The organism is Streptomyces sp. NBC_00670, from assembly GCF_036226765.1.
GTDB lineage: Bacteria > Actinomycetota > Actinomycetes > Streptomycetales > Streptomycetaceae > Streptomyces.
The window spans coordinates 2851160-2866649 of sequence record NZ_CP109017.1; the positions used below are offsets into that span (position 1 = coordinate 2851160).

At 70.5% G+C, this 15490-nt stretch carries 17 protein-coding genes and 1 other RNA gene; 5 read left to right on the forward strand and 13 right to left on the reverse strand.

The genetic code is table 11. The annotated features are described in order from the left end of the window. Nucleotides 1–76: 76 nt before the first annotated feature. Together OIE12_RS12650 and OIE12_RS12655 are read right to left on the reverse strand one after the other, a co-directional pair. Complete coding sequence (locus OIE12_RS12650) at nt 77–916, reverse strand: oxidoreductase (RefSeq protein ID WP_329134781.1); 840 nt, start codon at nt 914–916, stop codon at nt 77–79. Beyond that, a complete protein-coding gene (locus OIE12_RS12655) occupies nt 916–1167 on the reverse strand; it encodes an Atu4866 domain-containing protein (RefSeq protein WP_329141902.1) in 252 nt (83 codons plus the stop codon). Before OIE12_RS12655 ends, OIE12_RS12650 begins: the two co-directional genes overlap by 1 nt. Before the next feature lie 246 nt (nt 1168–1413). Between OIE12_RS12655 and OIE12_RS12660 the strand changes: the two genes are divergently transcribed. Then, nucleotides 1414–2256: a helix-turn-helix transcriptional regulator gene (locus OIE12_RS12660; protein WP_329134783.1), complete on the forward strand. Its 843-nt coding sequence runs from the start codon at nt 1414–1416 to the stop codon at nt 2254–2256. A gap of 34 nt (nt 2257–2290) precedes the next feature. Here the strand turns inward: OIE12_RS12660 and OIE12_RS12665 are convergent, their stop codons facing one another. Continuing rightward, nucleotides 2291–2542, reverse strand: coding sequence for a DUF397 domain-containing protein (locus tag OIE12_RS12665; protein ID WP_329134785.1), 252 nt, complete (start codon nt 2540–2542; stop codon nt 2291–2293). Further along, the gene (locus OIE12_RS12670; RefSeq protein ID WP_443054038.1) at nt 2539–3351 is read right to left on the reverse strand and encodes a helix-turn-helix domain-containing protein; all 813 of its coding nucleotides are present in this window, start codon (nt 3349–3351) and stop codon (nt 2539–2541) included. The genes OIE12_RS12665 and OIE12_RS12670 overlap by 4 nt, the downstream gene beginning before the upstream one ends. A gap of 137 nt (nt 3352–3488) precedes the next feature. On the opposite strand from OIE12_RS12670, the gene OIE12_RS12675 reads away from it, so the two are divergent. From OIE12_RS12675 to OIE12_RS12685, 3 genes are read left to right on the forward strand one after another with little or no spacing between them, the layout of a single operon-like run. After that, nucleotides 3489–3926 (forward strand): ATP-binding protein, encoded by a 438-nt coding sequence (locus OIE12_RS12675; RefSeq protein WP_329134788.1) that lies wholly within the window; start codon nt 3489–3491, stop codon nt 3924–3926. 42 nt (nt 3927–3968) lie between these two features. Next, the gene (locus OIE12_RS12680) at nt 3969–4193 is read left to right on the forward strand and encodes a type II toxin-antitoxin system VapB family antitoxin (protein ID WP_329134790.1); all 225 of its coding nucleotides are present in this window, start codon (nt 3969–3971) and stop codon (nt 4191–4193) included. Beyond that, complete coding sequence (locus OIE12_RS12685; protein ID WP_329134793.1) at nt 4193–4609, forward strand: PIN domain-containing protein; 417 nt, start codon at nt 4193–4195, stop codon at nt 4607–4609. The genes OIE12_RS12680 and OIE12_RS12685 overlap by 1 nt, the downstream gene beginning before the upstream one ends. Nucleotides 4610–4708: 99 nt before the next feature. On the opposite strand, the gene ssrA is transcribed toward OIE12_RS12685, so the two are convergent. The 5 genes from ssrA to ftsE all read right to left on the reverse strand — a co-directional run bounded on the left by ssrA (nt 4709) and on the right by ftsE (nt 8779). Next, nucleotides 4709–5109, reverse strand: a transfer-messenger RNA (tmRNA) gene (gene ssrA / locus OIE12_RS12690). Between the two features lie 113 nt (nt 5110–5222). Next, nucleotides 5223–5771, reverse strand: a complete 549-nt coding sequence (gene smpB / locus OIE12_RS12695; protein ID WP_329141904.1) for an SsrA-binding protein SmpB — start codon at nt 5769–5771, stop codon at nt 5223–5225. 87 nt (nt 5772–5858) lie between these two features. Then, nucleotides 5859–7073, reverse strand: a complete 1215-nt coding sequence (locus tag OIE12_RS12700; RefSeq protein WP_329134795.1) for a S41 family peptidase — start codon at nt 7071–7073, stop codon at nt 5859–5861. Nucleotides 7074–7140: 67 nt separating this feature from the next. Then, nucleotides 7141–8058 carry a permease-like cell division protein FtsX gene (gene ftsX / locus OIE12_RS12705; protein WP_329134797.1) on the reverse strand — a complete coding sequence of 306 codons (918 nt, stop codon included), beginning with the start codon at nt 8056–8058 and terminating at the stop codon, nt 7141–7143. A 31-nt stretch (nt 8059–8089) separates the two neighbouring features. After that, a complete protein-coding gene (gene ftsE / locus OIE12_RS12710; protein ID WP_030380509.1) occupies nt 8090–8779 on the reverse strand; it encodes a cell division ATP-binding protein FtsE in 690 nt (229 codons plus the stop codon). Between the two features lie 283 nt (nt 8780–9062). On the opposite strand from ftsE, the gene OIE12_RS12715 reads away from it, so the two are divergent. Next, entirely contained in the window at nt 9063–9254 is a 192-nt protein-coding gene (locus tag OIE12_RS12715) for a hypothetical protein (RefSeq protein ID WP_329134799.1), read from the forward strand. Nucleotides 9255–9359: 105 nt separating this feature from the next. On the opposite strand, the gene OIE12_RS12720 is transcribed toward OIE12_RS12715, so the two are convergent. From OIE12_RS12720 to OIE12_RS12735, 4 genes are all read right to left on the reverse strand, one after another. Beyond that, a complete protein-coding gene (locus OIE12_RS12720) occupies nt 9360–10217 on the reverse strand; it encodes a hypothetical protein (protein WP_329134801.1) in 858 nt (285 codons plus the stop codon). Between the two features lie 325 nt (nt 10218–10542). Beyond that, nucleotides 10543–11649: a peptide chain release factor 2 gene (gene prfB, locus OIE12_RS12725; RefSeq protein ID WP_329134804.1), complete on the reverse strand. Its 1107-nt coding sequence runs from the start codon at nt 11647–11649 to the stop codon at nt 10543–10545. A gap of 225 nt (nt 11650–11874) precedes the next feature. After that, entirely contained in the window at nt 11875–13143 is a 1269-nt protein-coding gene (locus OIE12_RS12730; RefSeq protein ID WP_329134806.1) for a serine/threonine-protein kinase, read from the reverse strand. Nucleotides 13144–13320: 177 nt separating this feature from the next. Continuing rightward, nucleotides 13321–15084: a serine/threonine-protein kinase gene (locus OIE12_RS12735; RefSeq protein ID WP_329134808.1), complete on the reverse strand. Its 1764-nt coding sequence runs from the start codon at nt 15082–15084 to the stop codon at nt 13321–13323. Between the last annotated feature and the right edge of the window lie 406 nt (nt 15085–15490).

Here is a 15490-nt window from a genome sequence, read left to right on the forward strand (position 1 = left end):
CGACGCGGTGAGGTTCGGGTGGGTCGCGGTCCCCGAAGGAGTGGGCGGCTGTTGACAGGCCCCCCCCCCGAGAGGCTCAGGGGGTGTGGTCGGTGGAGAGGGTGAGGGTTTCCCACGTGTCGAGGTCGTGGTCGACCGCCTTGCGTGCGGCCCGTACCAGGTGCAGGGCGTCGGATCCGAGGACGAGGTGGGCCGGCGGGTCCGGTTCGTCGAGGATGCGCAGGAGGGCGGCGGCCGCCTTGGCGGGGTCGCCGAGCTGCCTGCCGCTGGCGGTCCGCCGGGCGGTGCGGATGGGTTCGAACAGCTCGTCGTAGTCGGGGACGGAACGCGGCACGCGAACCATGGAGCGGCCCGCCCAGTCGGTGCGGAAGGAGCCCGGCTCGATGGCGGTGACGTGGATACCGAAGCCGGAGACCTCCTTGCCGACGGCTTCGAGGATGCCCTCCAGGGCGTACTTGCTGCCGCAGTAGGCGGAGACACCGGGGAAGGAGGCCAGGCCGCCCATGGAGGTGACGGCCAGGATGTGCCCGCGGCGCCGTGCGCGCATGAACGGCAGGACGGCCCGCACGGTGGCGGCGGCGCCGAAGACGTTGACGTCGAACTGGGTACGCAGGTCGGCCAGGGACGTCTCCTCGAAGGTGCCCTCCAGGCCGTACCCCGCGTTCGCGATCAGCACGTCGACGGGGCCCACGGACTGCTCCACCTCGCCGATCACGGCGAGGACCGCCTCGTCGTCGGTGACGTCGAGAAGGCGGGCGTGGGCGCGCTCGGGGTGCAGCGCGGTGAACGCGCGCGCGTCGGCGTCCTTGCGGACGGTGCCGACGACGGTGTGTCCGGCGTCCAGGGCGCCCGTGGCGAAGGCGCGGCCGAGACCGCTGCTGACGCCGGTGATGAAGAAGACCTTGGCGGTGGGCATCACGCCTGCTCCTCCTCGTGGTTCTCCGTCTCGTTCTCCCTCTCCCGGTACAGGACGAGGTGCTCGTGGAAGAGCACGCCGTCGCGGATGTCGCCGGTGGCGGTGAACCCGGTGTCGTCGACGTACTCGAGGTGGTGGCCGGTGACCGTGTAGCGGCCGGTGTAGGCACTGCGACGGTTGCCGCGGGCCTCGTCGTAGCGGCCGTCGGGCAGCAGCTCCTGACGGATGTGTCCGTCCGCGGTCACCCACATCCCGACCACGTCCACGTCCGCGTCCGCGTCCACGTCCGCGTCCACGTCCGCGCCATCGGTCCTTCGTGCGGTGGCTTCCTCGGGCCGGCCCGACTCATTCCTCTTCCTCACCATGCGCTTGCGCTCCCTCTCATGTCCGGTTGCTGATCACCAGCCTGAGCGTCCCGGAGGAAGGGAGCCAGGACGATCCGTGCCTGGGTACGGCACACCCAGGCACCCGGAGGGGGAGCGGCTTAGCCTGAAGAGGTGACCAGCAACGACCTCGGAGACTTCCTGCGCGCCCACCGCGCCCGCCTGCGCCCCGACGACGTCGGGCTCGTCTCCTACGGCGCCCGCCGGGTGGCGGGGCTGCGACGAGAGGAGGTCGCCGTCCTGGCCGGCATGAACAGCGACTACTACGCCCGCCTCGAACAGGGCCGCGAGCGCAGCCCGTCCCCGCAGATCCTCGAGTCCATCAGCAGCGCGCTGCGGATGGACGACGAAGCGCGGGAGCACCTGTTCCGGCTCGCCGGCACCGCGCCGGACGGCGCGCGACCGCAGCCGAGGGAGACGGTGAGTACCGCGCTGCGCCAACTGCTGGACGGCTACCCGAATGCCGCGGCCTTCGTCCTGAACCCGGCCACCGACTTCCTCGCCTCGAACGCGCTGGCCGACGCGCTGTTCTCACCGTACGAGGCCATGGACAACATGGCCCGCATGACGTTCCTCGACCCGGCCGCCCGCGGCTTCTTCACCCAGTGGCAACGGGCCGCCGAGGCGGTCGTCGCCGGATTGCGCCACGCCACGGGCCTGGACCCGAACTACCGGCGCCTGCACGACGTCGTCGACTCCCTGACCGAGGCGAGCGAGGAGTTCGCCGCCCTGTGGTCCTCGCACACCGTGCACGGAAAGACCCGTGACGGCAAGGAGCTCGTCCATCCCGACGTCGGCCCCCTCGACCTCACCTACCAGACCTTCGACGTCCGCGGAGCGCCGGGCCAGCAACTGGTGATCTACCACGCCGCCCCGGACACCCCCAGCGCCCAGGCCCTCACCCTCCTGGGCAGCCTCCACGCCACACGCCACCAGGGATCCACCCCGGAGCAGTAGCAGCACGACGTGGCCCTACTATCCGGGGCTCGGCTCAGGCCGCGTCGTGGGAGACGTACCCGAGGAACGCGGTCCAGGCGCTCGCGGGCACGCCGAAGCGGGGGCTGTGGGCTCCGAGTTTGGAGTCACGGACGTGGACGGTGTGGGGGCAGGCGGTGACTTCGAGGCACTCACCGCCGCCTGTACTGCTGTGGCTCGACTTGCGCCAGGGGTAGGCGACTTCGAGGCATTCGCCGCCGCCGCTGTTGCTGTAGCTGGACTTGAACCAGGTCAACTCGGTGCTCACAGCTCCTCCACCAACTCCGTAATGAACCGCGCTGACTCGTCGGGACTGAGAGCCTGCCGAAGGATCATGGCATGCCTCTGCACGATGGCACTGACCTTATCGGCGTCCGCGTAGAGCCTCCCCGTCTCATGCCCCTCTTCATAGACCAGCAACTCGTGCTCAACGGTCTCCAACAGCACGAACGGGCCATCCACGCCGGGGCCCGCTCCGACGAACAGCAACACCTGGATCGTCACGTTGCGTGCTCCGCCGAGCTCCAGCAGCCAGAGCAGTTGCCGCTTGTGTACGTCGCCACCCCCGACAGGATTCCTCAGCGCGGCTTCACCGATGACGAAACTGAACGCCCTGGTGCGCTTGTCCATCAACGCTTGCCGCCCCAGGCGCCCAGCGACCCGTTCGTCGATGGTCTCGTCGTCGAGCGGAGGCAAGTATGCGTTGAGAAGCGCCCGCATCGTCTCTTCTGTCTGCAGAAGCCCAGGGATGTGCAGCGGCTGGTAGCAACCGGCGGAGATGGCGTCTGCCTCGTACCGAACGTAATCCTCCGCGTAGGAGCGAAACCGTTCCGGCTTCATGAACTCGTGCGCGGCCGTCAGCTTGCCGCCCGCCCGACACATCTGGTCCGCGATCTGCAGCAACCGCAACGTCGGCCGGCGCCGGCCGCACTCCATGGACTTGACGTACTCGTAGTCGTAGCCCGCCTCGTCCGCCAAGCCCTGCCGCGTCACGCCCGCGCTCTCGCGCCACAGCTTGATCTGTCCGCCGCAGTAACGCCAGTTCTGCTGCGCCTGCTGGGACTCCCCCGTCGCCACCCGCACCACCCGTCCCCTCACGTCACCCCGGGTACAGCCACGCTGCGTACCCGGATCGCTACTCGTGAGCGTAAACACAGGCCGCCACCCTGATCTCACCGAACGACGGGAAATCACACGCAAGGAACCCCTCCCCTATGTCGACCCCGCCCCCATCCCCCAGCAGCACCGCACTCCCCCACGACATCGAATGGCGGCTCCCCCGCCACCCCCGCAGCGTCGGCCGCGCCCGAACACTGTTCCGCGAGCAGGCCAGGCTCTGGAAAATCCCGGACGCCATCGCCGAGACCGCCGTACTCCTGCTCAGCGAGCTGATGACCAACGCCTACCGGCACGCCAAGGTCCCGGCCGGCCGGGAGATCCGGGCCCGGTGCGTGGAGACCGACGACCGGCTGCGCCTCTCCGTGACCGACGCGAGCGACACACTGCCGGTCCTCCGGGAGCCCGCCCCGGACGACGAGTCCGGCCGCGGACTCCCCCTCGTCGCCGCCCTCGCCGACGACTGGGGCGCGGAACCCCGCCTCTGCGGCATCGGCAAGACCGTCTGGTTCGAGCTCTGTACTGATGTACAATAATTTCCTCGAAAGCGAACTGGTATGTACATTGCGGAGGGCTCGATGTCGCTCACCCACATCGACATTGATGACGAAGCCTTGGAAACAGCCAAACGGCTGGGCGGCCACCGGACCAAGACGGCCGCCGTGTCGGCGGCGCTGGAGGCCTACAACAAGCGGCTGGCGCGCGCTGCCGCCCATGACAGGTACTTCGAGTTGGCCCAAGCCTGGGACATCGAAGGAGCCGAGCAGGCGCATCGTGCGGACAAGGAGTCGGCACGGCTGTGATGCGCTACCTGCTCGACTCGTCGGCGCTGTGGCGCCTGCTCAGGGCTCGGGATCTCCATGAGGCGTGGCATCCGACGATCATGGACGGAGAGGTGGTCTCGTGCTATCCGCAGCGCGCCGAATTCCTCCGGTCTTCGCGCGATTCCAAGGAGTACCAGACGTTCTGCGACATGTTCGCCGATCTCTACGACGAGGTTTCCGTACCCAAGAACGCGAGCCACTGGATCGGCGCCTTCCAACAGCGGGCGGCGGAGCAGGGCGCACACAGGGCGCTGTCCGCCATTGATCTTCAGATCTGCGCGACGGCCGCCCACCACGGAATGGTCGTCCTGCACGACGACGCGGATTTCGTGACGGCCGCCCGGTTCGCAGTGGAACTGAGCCAGCACAACGTCCACGACGGCCCTCGCACCTGACCGTTCTCTACGCATGACAAAGGCCCCGCCGCTTCGCGCGGCGGGGCCTTTGCCCACATGGGGTACCGGGAGCCGGGGGGACGTGCCCCCGGGCTTCGGTGGTGGAGATGGCGGGAATCGAACCCGCGTCCAACGGTGCGGAATCAGGGCTTCTCCGTGTGCAGTTCGCTGCGATTTTCTCGGCCCCGGAGATCACGCGAACAAGTCTCCGACGGGCCCAGTCACTGTTTGGTTTCCCTCTTCACCCCGTGACCGGGATCAAGGTTTAGTCCCCTAGCTGATGCCAGGATCCGGGTCGGGAACAGCCCCGGGCTGACACTCCCTGTGTAGGAGGCTCGCGATCGCTACCTGAGATCAGGCAGCGAGGGCGAAGGCCTGCTGGGAGGAATCGCGCTTGGTATTGGCGATTATTTTTTTCGGCCTGTGGTTTACGAGATCATGGCCGCTTCCTCGACACGCTTCCCCTGCTTCGACAGCCGCTGTCGAAACCGATCATCCCCATGTTGATTTTTCAATCGCGTGCACCGGCTGCGCGGTACGGTCCCATCGTACGTGACCAACGCGGGTCGGTGCCAGCTTATTCCGGGTGCCCCAGGAGCGCCCGGGCCGCCGCTCAGACCTGCGGTGCCCGCTGGCGGCGCTTCGCCGCCGCGATCGCGCGGTCGGACTCGCGGCGGTCCTGGCGCTCGCGCAGGGTCTGCCGCTTGTCGTACTCCTTCTTGCCGCGCGCGAGGGCGATCTCCGCCTTCGCCCGGCCGTCCTTGAAGTAGAGCGCCAGCGGCACGATCGTGTGCCCCGTCTCCTGGGACTTCGCCTCCAGCCGGTCGATCTCCTCCCGGTGCAGCAGCAGCTTGCGCTTGCGGCGCACGGAGTGGTTGGTCCACGTGCCCTGGCTGTACTCGGGGATGTGCGCGTTGTGCAGCCACGCCTCGTCCCCGTCGATCTGCACGAAGCCGTCGGTCAGCGAGGCCCGTCCCTGGCGCAGCGACTTCACCTCCGTGCCGCTCAGCACGAGGCCGGCCTCGAAGACGTCGATGATCGCGTAGTCGTGGCGCGCCTTCTTGTTCTGCGCGACGATCCGCCGCTTGCCGCCCTTCTCGCCGTCCCGCGCCTTCGCGGCCTGCTTGCCCTGCTTCGGCTGGGCCTCTTTCGGTACGTACATTCCCTTGGCCATAGTGCTGGCCATTTTCGCACCTCGGAGGGGGTGGGGGGAAAGCCGTTTACCGAGTTTCCGCAGGGGTCGGTCGGGTCACGAGCTGCCCAGGCCGGACAGGACGTGCTCCGCGCGGGTCAGGGCGGCGTCCCCGTCCGTCTCCAGGTCCGGAGTGATGCCGTGGCCGTCGACGCCGCGGCCGGACGGTGTGCGGTAGTGGCCGACGGTGAGCTCGGCGACGGAGCCGTCGGGCAGCCGGCTCGGCATCTGCACCGAGCCCTTGCCGAAGGTGCGGGTGCCGACGACGATCGCGCGGCCGCGGTCCTGGAGGGCGCCGGTGAGGAGTTCGGCCGCGCTCATCGTGCCGCCGTCGACGAGCACGACCACGGGTCTGTCGGTGTCGCCGCCGCGCGCGGCGTGCAGCGCCCGCTGCTCGCCCTCGACGTCGTACGTGGCGACGAGGCCGCCGTCGAGGAACGCGGAGGCGGCGGAGACGGCCTCGGTGACCAGGCCGCCGGAGTTGCCGCGCAGGTCCAGGACGATCCCGTCGCCCTCGGGCGCCTCCTCGACGGCGGCGCGGACCAGGTCGCCGGAGTCCTTGGTGAAGGCGGTCACCCTGATGACGGTGGTCCGGCCGGCGACGCGGCGAGTGGTGACGTCCTCGGTGGACAGCCGGGCCCGGCGCAGCGTCGTCGTCCACGCGCGCGTGCCGCGCTGGAGGCCGACGGAGACGCGGGTGCCGGCGCCGGCGTCCGCGCCGTCGCCGTCCTCGGCGTCCCCGCGCAGCAGGGCGACGACCTCGGTGACCGGGCGGTCGTCGGCCTTCTCGCCGTCGACGCTGCGCAGCCGGTCCCCGGCGCGGATCCCGGCGGCGGCCGCGGGCGAGCCGGGGCGGACCCGGGTCACCTCGATCCGGCCGTCGCTCCCGCGCCCGGCGGAGAGCCCGACGCCGGTGTACTCACCGTCCAGGGCCTCCTGGAACTCCTCGTACTCGTCCTGGGAGTAGACGGCACCCCAGCGGTCGCCGCTGCGGCTGACGGCCCGCTCGGCGGCCTCCATGGGGGACGTGCCGTCGGCCATCGCGCGGGCGGCGGCCCGGGCGACCTCCCGCTCCCGGGTGGCGGCGGCCGAGCCGGTGGAGTCGTCAACGGGGGCCTGGCGGGCGGCGGCCCGGCTCGCGACCGCCGCGCTCTCGTTGAATGAGCCGGTCACCGCGCCGGCCACCACCACGCTCGCGAAGACCAGCGTCAGCGCGGCCCCGCGGCCGGTGCGGCGGCGGGGCGGTGAGAAGAGCGGATCTCGGCCGGGCATGGCGGTGAGTCTAGGGGAAGGGTGCCTACGAAACGGGCGGTTGACCCGCCCGCCCCGTTGGCGTGTGTCACACCTTCAGATACTTGCGCAACGCGAAGAACGCGGCCAGGGACGGCATCAGGATGCTCGCCGCGAGGATGAGCGGCAGCTTCGTCAGGACCGAGTCCCAGCCGACGAAGTTGATGAGCGTCAGCTTGCCGGACAGGGCCATGCCGTGGTCGACGGTGAAGTAGCGGCCGAGGACCAGGAAGACGCACGCCACGCCTCCGCCGATCAGGCCGGCGACGGCCGCCTCCATGATGAACGGGGCCTGGATGTAGAAGCCGGAGGCGCCCACCAGCCGCATGATGCCGGTCTCGCGGCGGCGGCTGAACGCCGAGACACGCACGGTGTTGACGATCAGCAGCAGCGCGACGACCAGCATGAGCGCCATCACGCCGAGCGCCGCCCGGTTCATCAGGTTCAGCAGCTGGAACAGGTTGTCCAGGGTGTCCTTCTGGTCCTGCACCGACTGCACGCCGTCCCGCCCGTCGAAGGCGGTCGCGATCACCTGGTACTTCTGCGGGTCCTTCAGCTTGATGCGGTACGACTCCTGCATCTGGTCCGGCGTGAGGGAGCTGATCAGCGGGGAGTCCTTGAACTGCTCCTTGTAGTGCTTGTACGCCTCGTCCTGCGACTCGTAGGTGACCTTCTCGACCACCGACATCTTGCTCAGGTCGGTCTTGATCTGTTCCTTCTGCTCCGACGTCACCGCGCCCTTGGCGCAGTTGGGGTCGGAGTCGGCGTCGCTCTTGTTGCAGAGGAAGATCGAGACGTTGACCTTGTCGTACCAGTAGCCCTTCATCTGGGACACCTGGTCGCTCAGCACGAGGGACGCGCCGAACAGGGCCAGGGACAGGGCGACCGAGACGATGACCGCGAAGGTCATCGTCAGGTTGCGGCGGAGACCGACGCCGATCTCCGAGAGCACGAACTGGGCGCGCATGGCGTCTGGTTAAGCCTTTCGTTCCTCGTCGTCAGTGCTGGTAGCCGTAGACGCCGCGCACCTGGTCACGGACGAGGCGGCCCTTCTCCAGCTCGATGACGCGCTTGCGCATCTGGTCCACGATGTTCTGGTCGTGGGTCGCCATCAGCACGGTGGTGCCCGTCCGGTTGATGCGGTCGAGCAGCTTCATGATGCCGACGGAGGTCTGCGGGTCGAGGTTGCCCGTGGGCTCGTCGCAGATCAGCAGCTTGGGCCGGTTGACGAAGGCGCGTGCGATGGCGACGCGCTGCTGCTCACCACCGGACAGCTCGCCCGGTCTGCGGTCCTCCTTGCCGCCGAGCCCGACGAGGTCGAGCACCTGCGGCACGGACTTGCGGATCTCGCCCTTCGACTTGCCGATCACCTCCTGTGCGAAGGCGACGTTCTCGGCGACGGTCTTGTTGGGCAGCAGCCGGAAGTCCTGGAACACCGTGCCCAACTGGCGCCGGATGCCCGGCACCTTCCAGTTGGAGACGCGGGCGAGGTCCTTGCCCAGGACGTGCACCTGGCCGTGGCTGCACCGCTCCTCGCGCAGGATCAGACGCAGGAACGTGGACTTTCCGGAGCCGGACGATCCCACGAGGAACACGAACTCGCCCTTCTCCACCTCCAGGGAGACATCCCTGAGCGCGGGGCGGGTCTGCTTGGGGTAGACCTTGGAGACGTTGTCGAATCGGATCACGGGATGCACCACAAGTCGCCGGGGTTGGTGAGCGTGACCATACGCGAACCGGATGTGTGCGTGCAGTCGTCGGTGGGCATGCGCGAATGTTGTGCGTTTTGTCGGGGCCCGCGGGGCCGCGGGACCGCTCGGCTTCCCCGCGCCGCCGCGCGGAGTCGCGGAACCTGGCACAGTGGGAAGTGGTGGCGGACGCGGAACGGGAACGGGGACGGAACCGTACGGGAACGTAATGGGCGTCCGGCACGTTGTACGGGGTGAAGGCGGTGCGAGGAGGCCGAGGCGCATGACGTACGACCGATTGGTGTGCGCGAACTGCGCTGCGCCCGTGAGCGAGGGTCGCTGCCCCGTCTGCCGGGCCAGCAGGGAGCGGCTCCAGCAGCAGAGCCCGTTCGCCCACCTGAACCCGATGACGCTGATCGCCCTGCTCGTCGTACTGATCGCGGCGCTGGCGCTGGTGGCGCACCAGACGGTGTAGTCGTCCCGTCCGTTTCAGAACACGCGAAAGGCCCGGAGCCGGCTGCTCCGGGCCTTTCTGCGTTACGTCACGCTGCGCCTGTCGTGCCTGTCGCGCCTATGGCGGTCAGGCCGCGGCGCCGCCCCGGCCGTTGACCAGGCGGGGCAGGAACCGGAAGCCGATGCCGCCGGCGATCATCGTGGCCGCGCCGACCAGCAGGAACGCGGTCTGGCCGGCACCGGTCTCGGCCAGCTCGCCGTCGTCGCCGCCCTGGGCGGTGGTGTCCGACGCCTCGGTGCCGGTGTCGGTCAGAGCGGAGGAACCCTTGCTCTGCTCGACGGGGTTGTTGCCGCCGCCGTCCACCTCGGTACCGCCGTTGCCGGAGCCACCGGCGTTGCCGGAGCCGCCGTTGCCGGAACCACCGGCGTTGCCGGAGCCACCGTTGCCGTTGCCACCGTTGTTGCCGGAGCCACCGTTGCCGTTGCCACCGTTGTTGCCGGAGCCACCGTTGCCGTTGCCACCGTTGCCGTTGCCCTCGGAGGAGCCGGTCGAGGTGCCCTCGGAGGAGCCCGTGGACGTGCCCTCGGACGTACCGGTCGAGGTGCCCTCCGAAGTGCCGGTGGACGTGCCCTCCGAAGTGCCGGTGGACGTGCCCTCGGACGTACCGGTCGAGGTGCCCTCGGAGGTGCCCTCCGAGGCACCGACGGAGGTGCCCTCGGACGTCCCCTCGGAGGAACCCTCCGAAGTGCCGGTGGACGTACCGGTCGAGGTGCCCTCCGTGCCGGCGGTCGTGCCCTCGGTCAGGCCGAGGGAAGCGCCCTCGTCCTCACCGCCCGTCTTCACCTGGGCCTGGATCCCGTTGCTGTCCGCGCTCGCGGTGAGTTCGAGCGCGGACGCCGCACCCGCGGCCGTCAGCGACGCACCCGCGGCAATCACGGCACCCGCGGCGATGCGCGCCACGCGGACCCGTGTCTTCTTCGTCATATGACTGCTACCCCCAGTAGCCGATCGTCAGTGGAACAGCGCCACGGGGCCGTGATCAACGGAGGCAGGTCATGAACGTGGAACTCCCCCGGTTCACATGCGCCCCGATAATGCGCATGCCACCCGACACCTTTCCGATTTTTTTAAGCAACGTCAAGGCCGTTGCGCACGCGATGTCCCATACCGCCGCTTTCGTCACGAGAGAGTGCGGAGAGAGTAGGGAAAGATCACAGAGAAAAGGCAACTGACGCCACTGGGGCGGCAGTTGCCTTGTCGACAAAACGGTGTTTCCGGGGCGGCCGGGCCGCGACGGAAACCCGTTCCGTTACTTCTCCTGCTGCTTGCGCCAGCGAATCCCGGCCTCCAGGAAGCCGTCGATCTCGCCGTTGAAGACGGACTCGGGGTTGCCGACCTCGAACTCGGTGCGCAGGTCCTTGACCATCTGGTACGGGTGCAGGACGTACGACCGCATCTGGTTGCCCCAGGAGTTGCCGCCGTCGCCCTTGAGCGCGTCCATCTTGGCCTGCTCCTCCTGGCGGCGCCGCTCGAGGAGCTTGGCCTGGAGGACGTTCATCGCGGTGGCCTTGTTCTGGATCTGTGACCGCTCGTTCTGGCAGGAGACGACGATCCCGGTGGGGATGTGGGTCAGGCGCACCGCGGAGTCGGTCGTGTTGACGCCCTGGCCGCCGGGCCCGGAGGACCGGTAGACGTCGACCCGCAGCTCGGACTCGTCGATCTCGACGTGGTCGGTCTGCTCGACGACGGGGAGGATCTCCACGCCCGCGAAGCTGGTCTGGCGCCGGCCCTGGTTGTCGTAGGGCGAGATGCGCACGAGGCGGTGGGTGCCCTGTTCGACGGAGAGGGTGCCGTAGGCGTACGGGGCCTGGACGGCGAAGGTGGTCGACTTGATGCCGGCCTCTTCCGCGTACGACGTCTCGTAGACCTCGGTCTTGTAGCCGCGCTGCTCGGCCCAGCGCAGGTACATGCGCTGGAGCTTCTCGGCGAAGTCGGCGGCGTCGACGCCGCCGGCCTCGGCGCGGATGTTGACGAGGGCCTCGCGGGAGTCGTACTCGCCGGAGAGGAGGGTGCGGACCTCCATCTCGTCCAGCGCCTTCTTCACGGCCGTGAGCTCGGACTCGGCCTCGGCGCGGGTGTCCGGGTCGTCCTCCTCGTCGGCCATCTCGAAGAGGACGCCGAGGTCGTCGATCCGGCCGCGCAGGGCCTCGGCCTTGCGGACCTCGGCCTGGAGGTGGGACAGCTTGCTGGTGATCTTCTGCGCCTCGTCCGGGTTGTCCCAGAGGGACGGCGCGGCCGCCTGCTCCTCGAGCACGGCGATGTCTGCCCTCAGCTTGTCGAGGTCCAGGACGGCCTCGATCGACTCCATGGTCGAGGAGAGGGACTTGAGCTCTTCGGATACGTCGACGACTGCCACGCTCCCCAGCGTAACGGTTCCGCTGGAGGGGGAAGGGCGCGGGAGAACTCGGGGGGATCGGTGGGAGGGCGGCTGCGAGTACGTCGTGGCTTGTCGCGCAGTTCCCCGCGCCCCTTGAGGGGCGCGGGGAACTGCGCGAAACGGGGCGAAGCCCCGTGCGGGGTCCAAGGGGCGGAGCCCCTTGAAGGGATGGGAAGGGTAGGGGCGGCGGGGGCGAGAGAACGCCTACGGAACCGCCGGTGCGGAGTTGTTGGAGTCCTGTGGGTGGATGTCGGTGTCGTCGTCCGACATGGCCGCCCATGCCCCGAAGCCCGCCGCGGCGACCAGTACCAGCGCCACCGCCCCCAGCGTCAACCGCCGCCGGCGGGCAACCGCACGGTTCCGCGCGGACCCCGGCCGCGGCGCCCCCGCCGCCCGGGGCACCCGCGCCGTCCCCCGCGCACCTCCCGCCAGCTCCTCCGGCCCCGGCACCCGCATCGACGTGTGCGTGTCCCGGTTGGAGTCCGGCTTCGCGCCGGGCACCAGCGGCACGGCCCCCCGCCGCACCCGCCGCTCGCCCGACGGCGCGTCCGTCCGCTCCCCGTCGGCACACTCGCCCGGGGCGGCCCCAGCCTCGTCGTCGTCCTCCTCCGGCTCCGCCCCCGGCTCGTCGACGTCCAGCGGCCCCATCCCCGCCAGCGACGGCAGCTGCTCCCGCAGCCGCGCCGCCAGCTCGGAGGCGCGCAGCCGGGAGGCCGGCGCCTTGGCCAGGCACTGCACGAGGAGCTGCCACAGCTCGTCGGGGATGCCGGGCAGCGGTGCCACCGTCTCCGTGACGTGCCGCCGCAGCACGGCGCCCGGATGCCCACCGCCGAACGGTGTGAACCCGGCGAGCAGCTCGTACAGGACCGTGGCCAGCGCGTAGATGTCGACGGCCGCGCGCGGCGGCAGCCCCTCGACGATCTCGGGGGCGAGATAGTCCGGCGTGCCGATGATCTTCGTGGCGCGGGTCCGGCGCGGGGTGTCGATGAGTTTGGCCACACCGAAGTCGGTCAGCAGCGCGGGGTGCGCGCCGCCGGGTCCGAGGGGGCCCTGCATGTCGAGCAGGACGTTCTCCGGCTTGACGTCGCGGTGCACGACCCCGGCCGCGTGGGCGGCGGCCAGCGCGTCGGCGACATCGGCGGTGATCGCCACCGCCGCCTCGGGGGCCAGCCTGCGTTCCCGGTCCAGGCGGGTGCGCAGGTCCGTGCCGCGTACGAGGTCCATGACGAGGGCCAGGTCGTTGCCGTCGACCACGAGGTCGCGCACCGAGACGATGTGGGGGTGGTCCAGGCCGAGCAGCGCCGTGCGCTCCTGGACGAACCGGCCCACCAGTTCCTGGTCGGACGCGAGGTCCTCGCGCAGCAGCTTGACGGCCACGGGCCCCTCGGGGCCCTCGCCCAGCCACACCGTGCCGGCGCTGCCCCGTCCCAGGACCTGGTGCGCGGTGTACCGACTGCCGATCTTCCGTGCCAAGGCTGCTCCGCTCGCTCCAACGGTCCGCGTGTTGTCGCCAAAACTACGCGTCGCGGGAGCCGGCCTTCACCCGGGCGACGGAAATCACCCGGTGGGTGTCGACAAATCCCCAAGGTCGGAGCGCCGGACGGCACCCGGGCTGTGCCCCGGGTGCCGTCCGGTGTGCAGTGCGAGGAGCTAGTTCGAACCCAGGTCCTTCACCCAGTCCGCGGTGGACGAGGCCCAGTCGCGCAGCTGGTGCCAGTAGCCCTTGCCGTCGCCGATCCAGTCCTGGAGCGGGCTCAGCTCCCAGACGAGCCAGCTCGCGACGACCAGGATGACGAGCGTGAACAGGCATCCCTTGAGGCAGCCGAGGCCCGGGATCTTCATCGGGTTGGCGCCGCGCTGCCGCGGTGCCCTCGGCTCGCGCTCGGGGCGGGGCGCGGGGCGCTGCGGCTCCGGGGCGTAGCGCTGGGGCTGGTGCTGGGGCGCGGGGGCGTACTGCTGCGGCTGCGGGGTCTCGCGGCGGCGCTGGGGCGCCCGCTGGGGGGCGTACCGCTGCTGTCCGGGCGGCTGCTGCGGTTGCTGCTGTTGCGGGTAGCCGTAGCCGTCCTGCGGGGGCGGCTGCCGGCGCGGCTGCTGCTGGGGGCGGGCGACCTGGCGCTGCGGGCGGCGGCGCAGCGGGTCCTCGTTCGGGTCGAGGTACTGGACCTGGGTCTGGTCGTTGCGGTCGCGGGCCGCGCGGAGCTGGGTCTGCCAGGGATGCGGCTGCTCGGGTCCGCCCGCGTCGCCCTGCTGTCCGGGTCCGCCCGGCGGCACCGGGGGCAGGACGGCGGTCGGGTCGGCGGCGCCGGTCTGCGGCAGGACGGCGGTGGGGTCGGCGGCCCCGGCGCCGGAGGTGTGCGGGAGGACGCTGGTGGCGCCGTTGGGGTCGTAGCCGTTCGGGAGGGTGGGATCGCGGTGGAAGCCGCCCGGGTCCTGGGCGCCCGGCGTGTGCGGCAGAACCTGGGGGGGGTCGGCGGCGCCGGGCGTGCCGGGTACGGGCGCCGGGGCGAGGTCGGGGCCGAGGAGGGCGCCGACGCCCTCGGCGGCGGCGATCGCCGCGGAGTTCGCGTGCACGCCGACGCCGTCGGCGACGACCCGCAGGGCGTGCGCCAGGTTCTCGGCGCTGGGGCGCTGGTCCGGGTTCTTGCGCAGGCAGCGCTCGATCACCGTCCACAGCGGGTCCGGCACGGTGGAGGGGCGGCGCGGCTCGGCGCTCAGGTGCTGGTGCAGCACTTCGAGGGCGCTGCCGCCGCCGAACGGGGGGCGGCCGGTGACCAGCTCGTAGAGCATGATCCCGGCGCCGTAGATGTCCACGGCGGAGGTCTGCGGGCGGCCCTCGGCGGACTCCGGCGCGATGTACGCGGGCGTGCCGACGAACTCCTGGGTGCGGGTCAGGCCCGGGGAGTCGGCGAGGCGGGCGATGCCGAAGTCGGTGAGCATCGGGTGCATCTCGCCGCCGGTCTGCTTCAGCAGGACGTTGGCGGGCTTGAGGTCGCGGTGGACCACGCCGTCGGCGTGGCTGGCGGCGAGCGCGTCGGCGACCTGGGCGGTCAGCAGGGCGGCGGCGACGGGGGTGAGGGGACCGTTCTCCCGCAGGTAGCGGTGGAGGTCGGGGCCGTCGACGAGGTCCATGACGAGGGCGAGCAGATCGCCCTCGACGACCAGGTCCCGCACCCGGACGATGTTCGGGTGGGTCAGCCGGAGCAGGACGGAGCGCTCCCGCAGGAAGCGCATCACGATGTCCGGGTCGCTCGCGAGCTCCTCCTTGAGGACCTTGATCGCGACGGTCTCGCCCGGCCGGCCGGCGACGGCCGCCTCGGAGCCCGCGGTCTCGCGCTGGCTCGCACGCCACACCGTGCCCGTGGCGCCGCGTCCGAGCGGCTCCTCGAGCAGGTACTTGCTGCCTACCGGCCGCACGTCATGGGCTCCCTGCTGATCGGGGTGTCTGGTCCGTACACCGCTGTCCACACACCGTTGTCCACCTCGCGCACCGTGCTGTTCCGGGCTTCGGGCCCCGGTCCGGGACCCCGGCTCCGGGTTCCGGGTGTTCCGACCCACTGTAGTGCGGTGCCGGGTGGCACCGGGTTGTCAAGCCCTCGCCGTGGCCGTGGGGCTCCGGCGCCCTCGCGCAGGGGTACGGGCCTGCCGCCGTGCGCGTTCGACGGGAAGACGCTCGGTTCGCGACGGTTGGTTGCCCGGCCCTGGCGTGAGCGGTCCGCAGTCGATCGCAAGCGGGCTCCGAGTGGTCATTCGTGGATCGGGGCAGGTCATCGGGCGGGCACTTTTGCGGGCAGAGCCGACCAATCAAGATCACTTGCCCTCG

Excerpts from the sequence above, each read along its gene's own strand:
- ftsX (WP_329134797.1), bottom strand. The coding sequence starts at position 8,058 with ATGCGCGCCCAGTTCGTGCTCTCGGAGATCGGCGTCGGTCTCCGCCGC.
- OIE12_RS12650 (WP_329134781.1), bottom strand. The coding sequence starts at position 916 with ATGCCCACCGCCAAGGTCTTCTTCATCACCGGCGTCAGCAGCGGTCTC.
- smpB (WP_329141904.1), bottom strand. The coding sequence starts at position 5,771 with ATGTACGTACCGAAAGAGGCCCAGCCGAAGCAGGGCAAGCAGGCCGCG.
- OIE12_RS12720 (WP_329134801.1), bottom strand. The coding sequence starts at position 10,217 with ATGACGAAGAAGACACGGGTCCGCGTGGCGCGCATCGCCGCGGGTGCC.
- OIE12_RS12715 (WP_329134799.1), top strand. The coding sequence starts at position 9,063 with ATGACGTACGACCGATTGGTGTGCGCGAACTGCGCTGCGCCCGTGAGC.
- OIE12_RS12700 (WP_329134795.1), bottom strand. The coding sequence starts at position 7,073 with ATGCCCGGCCGAGATCCGCTCTTCTCACCGCCCCGCCGCCGCACCGGC.
- OIE12_RS12655 (WP_329141902.1), bottom strand. The coding sequence starts at position 1,167 with ATGTGGGTGACCGCGGACGGACACATCCGTCAGGAGCTGCTGCCCGAC.
- OIE12_RS12675 (WP_329134788.1), top strand. The coding sequence starts at position 3,489 with ATGTCGACCCCGCCCCCATCCCCCAGCAGCACCGCACTCCCCCACGAC.
- OIE12_RS12685 (WP_329134793.1), top strand. The coding sequence starts at position 4,193 with ATGCGCTACCTGCTCGACTCGTCGGCGCTGTGGCGCCTGCTCAGGGCT.
- OIE12_RS12680 (WP_329134790.1), top strand. The coding sequence starts at position 3,969 with ATGTCGCTCACCCACATCGACATTGATGACGAAGCCTTGGAAACAGCC.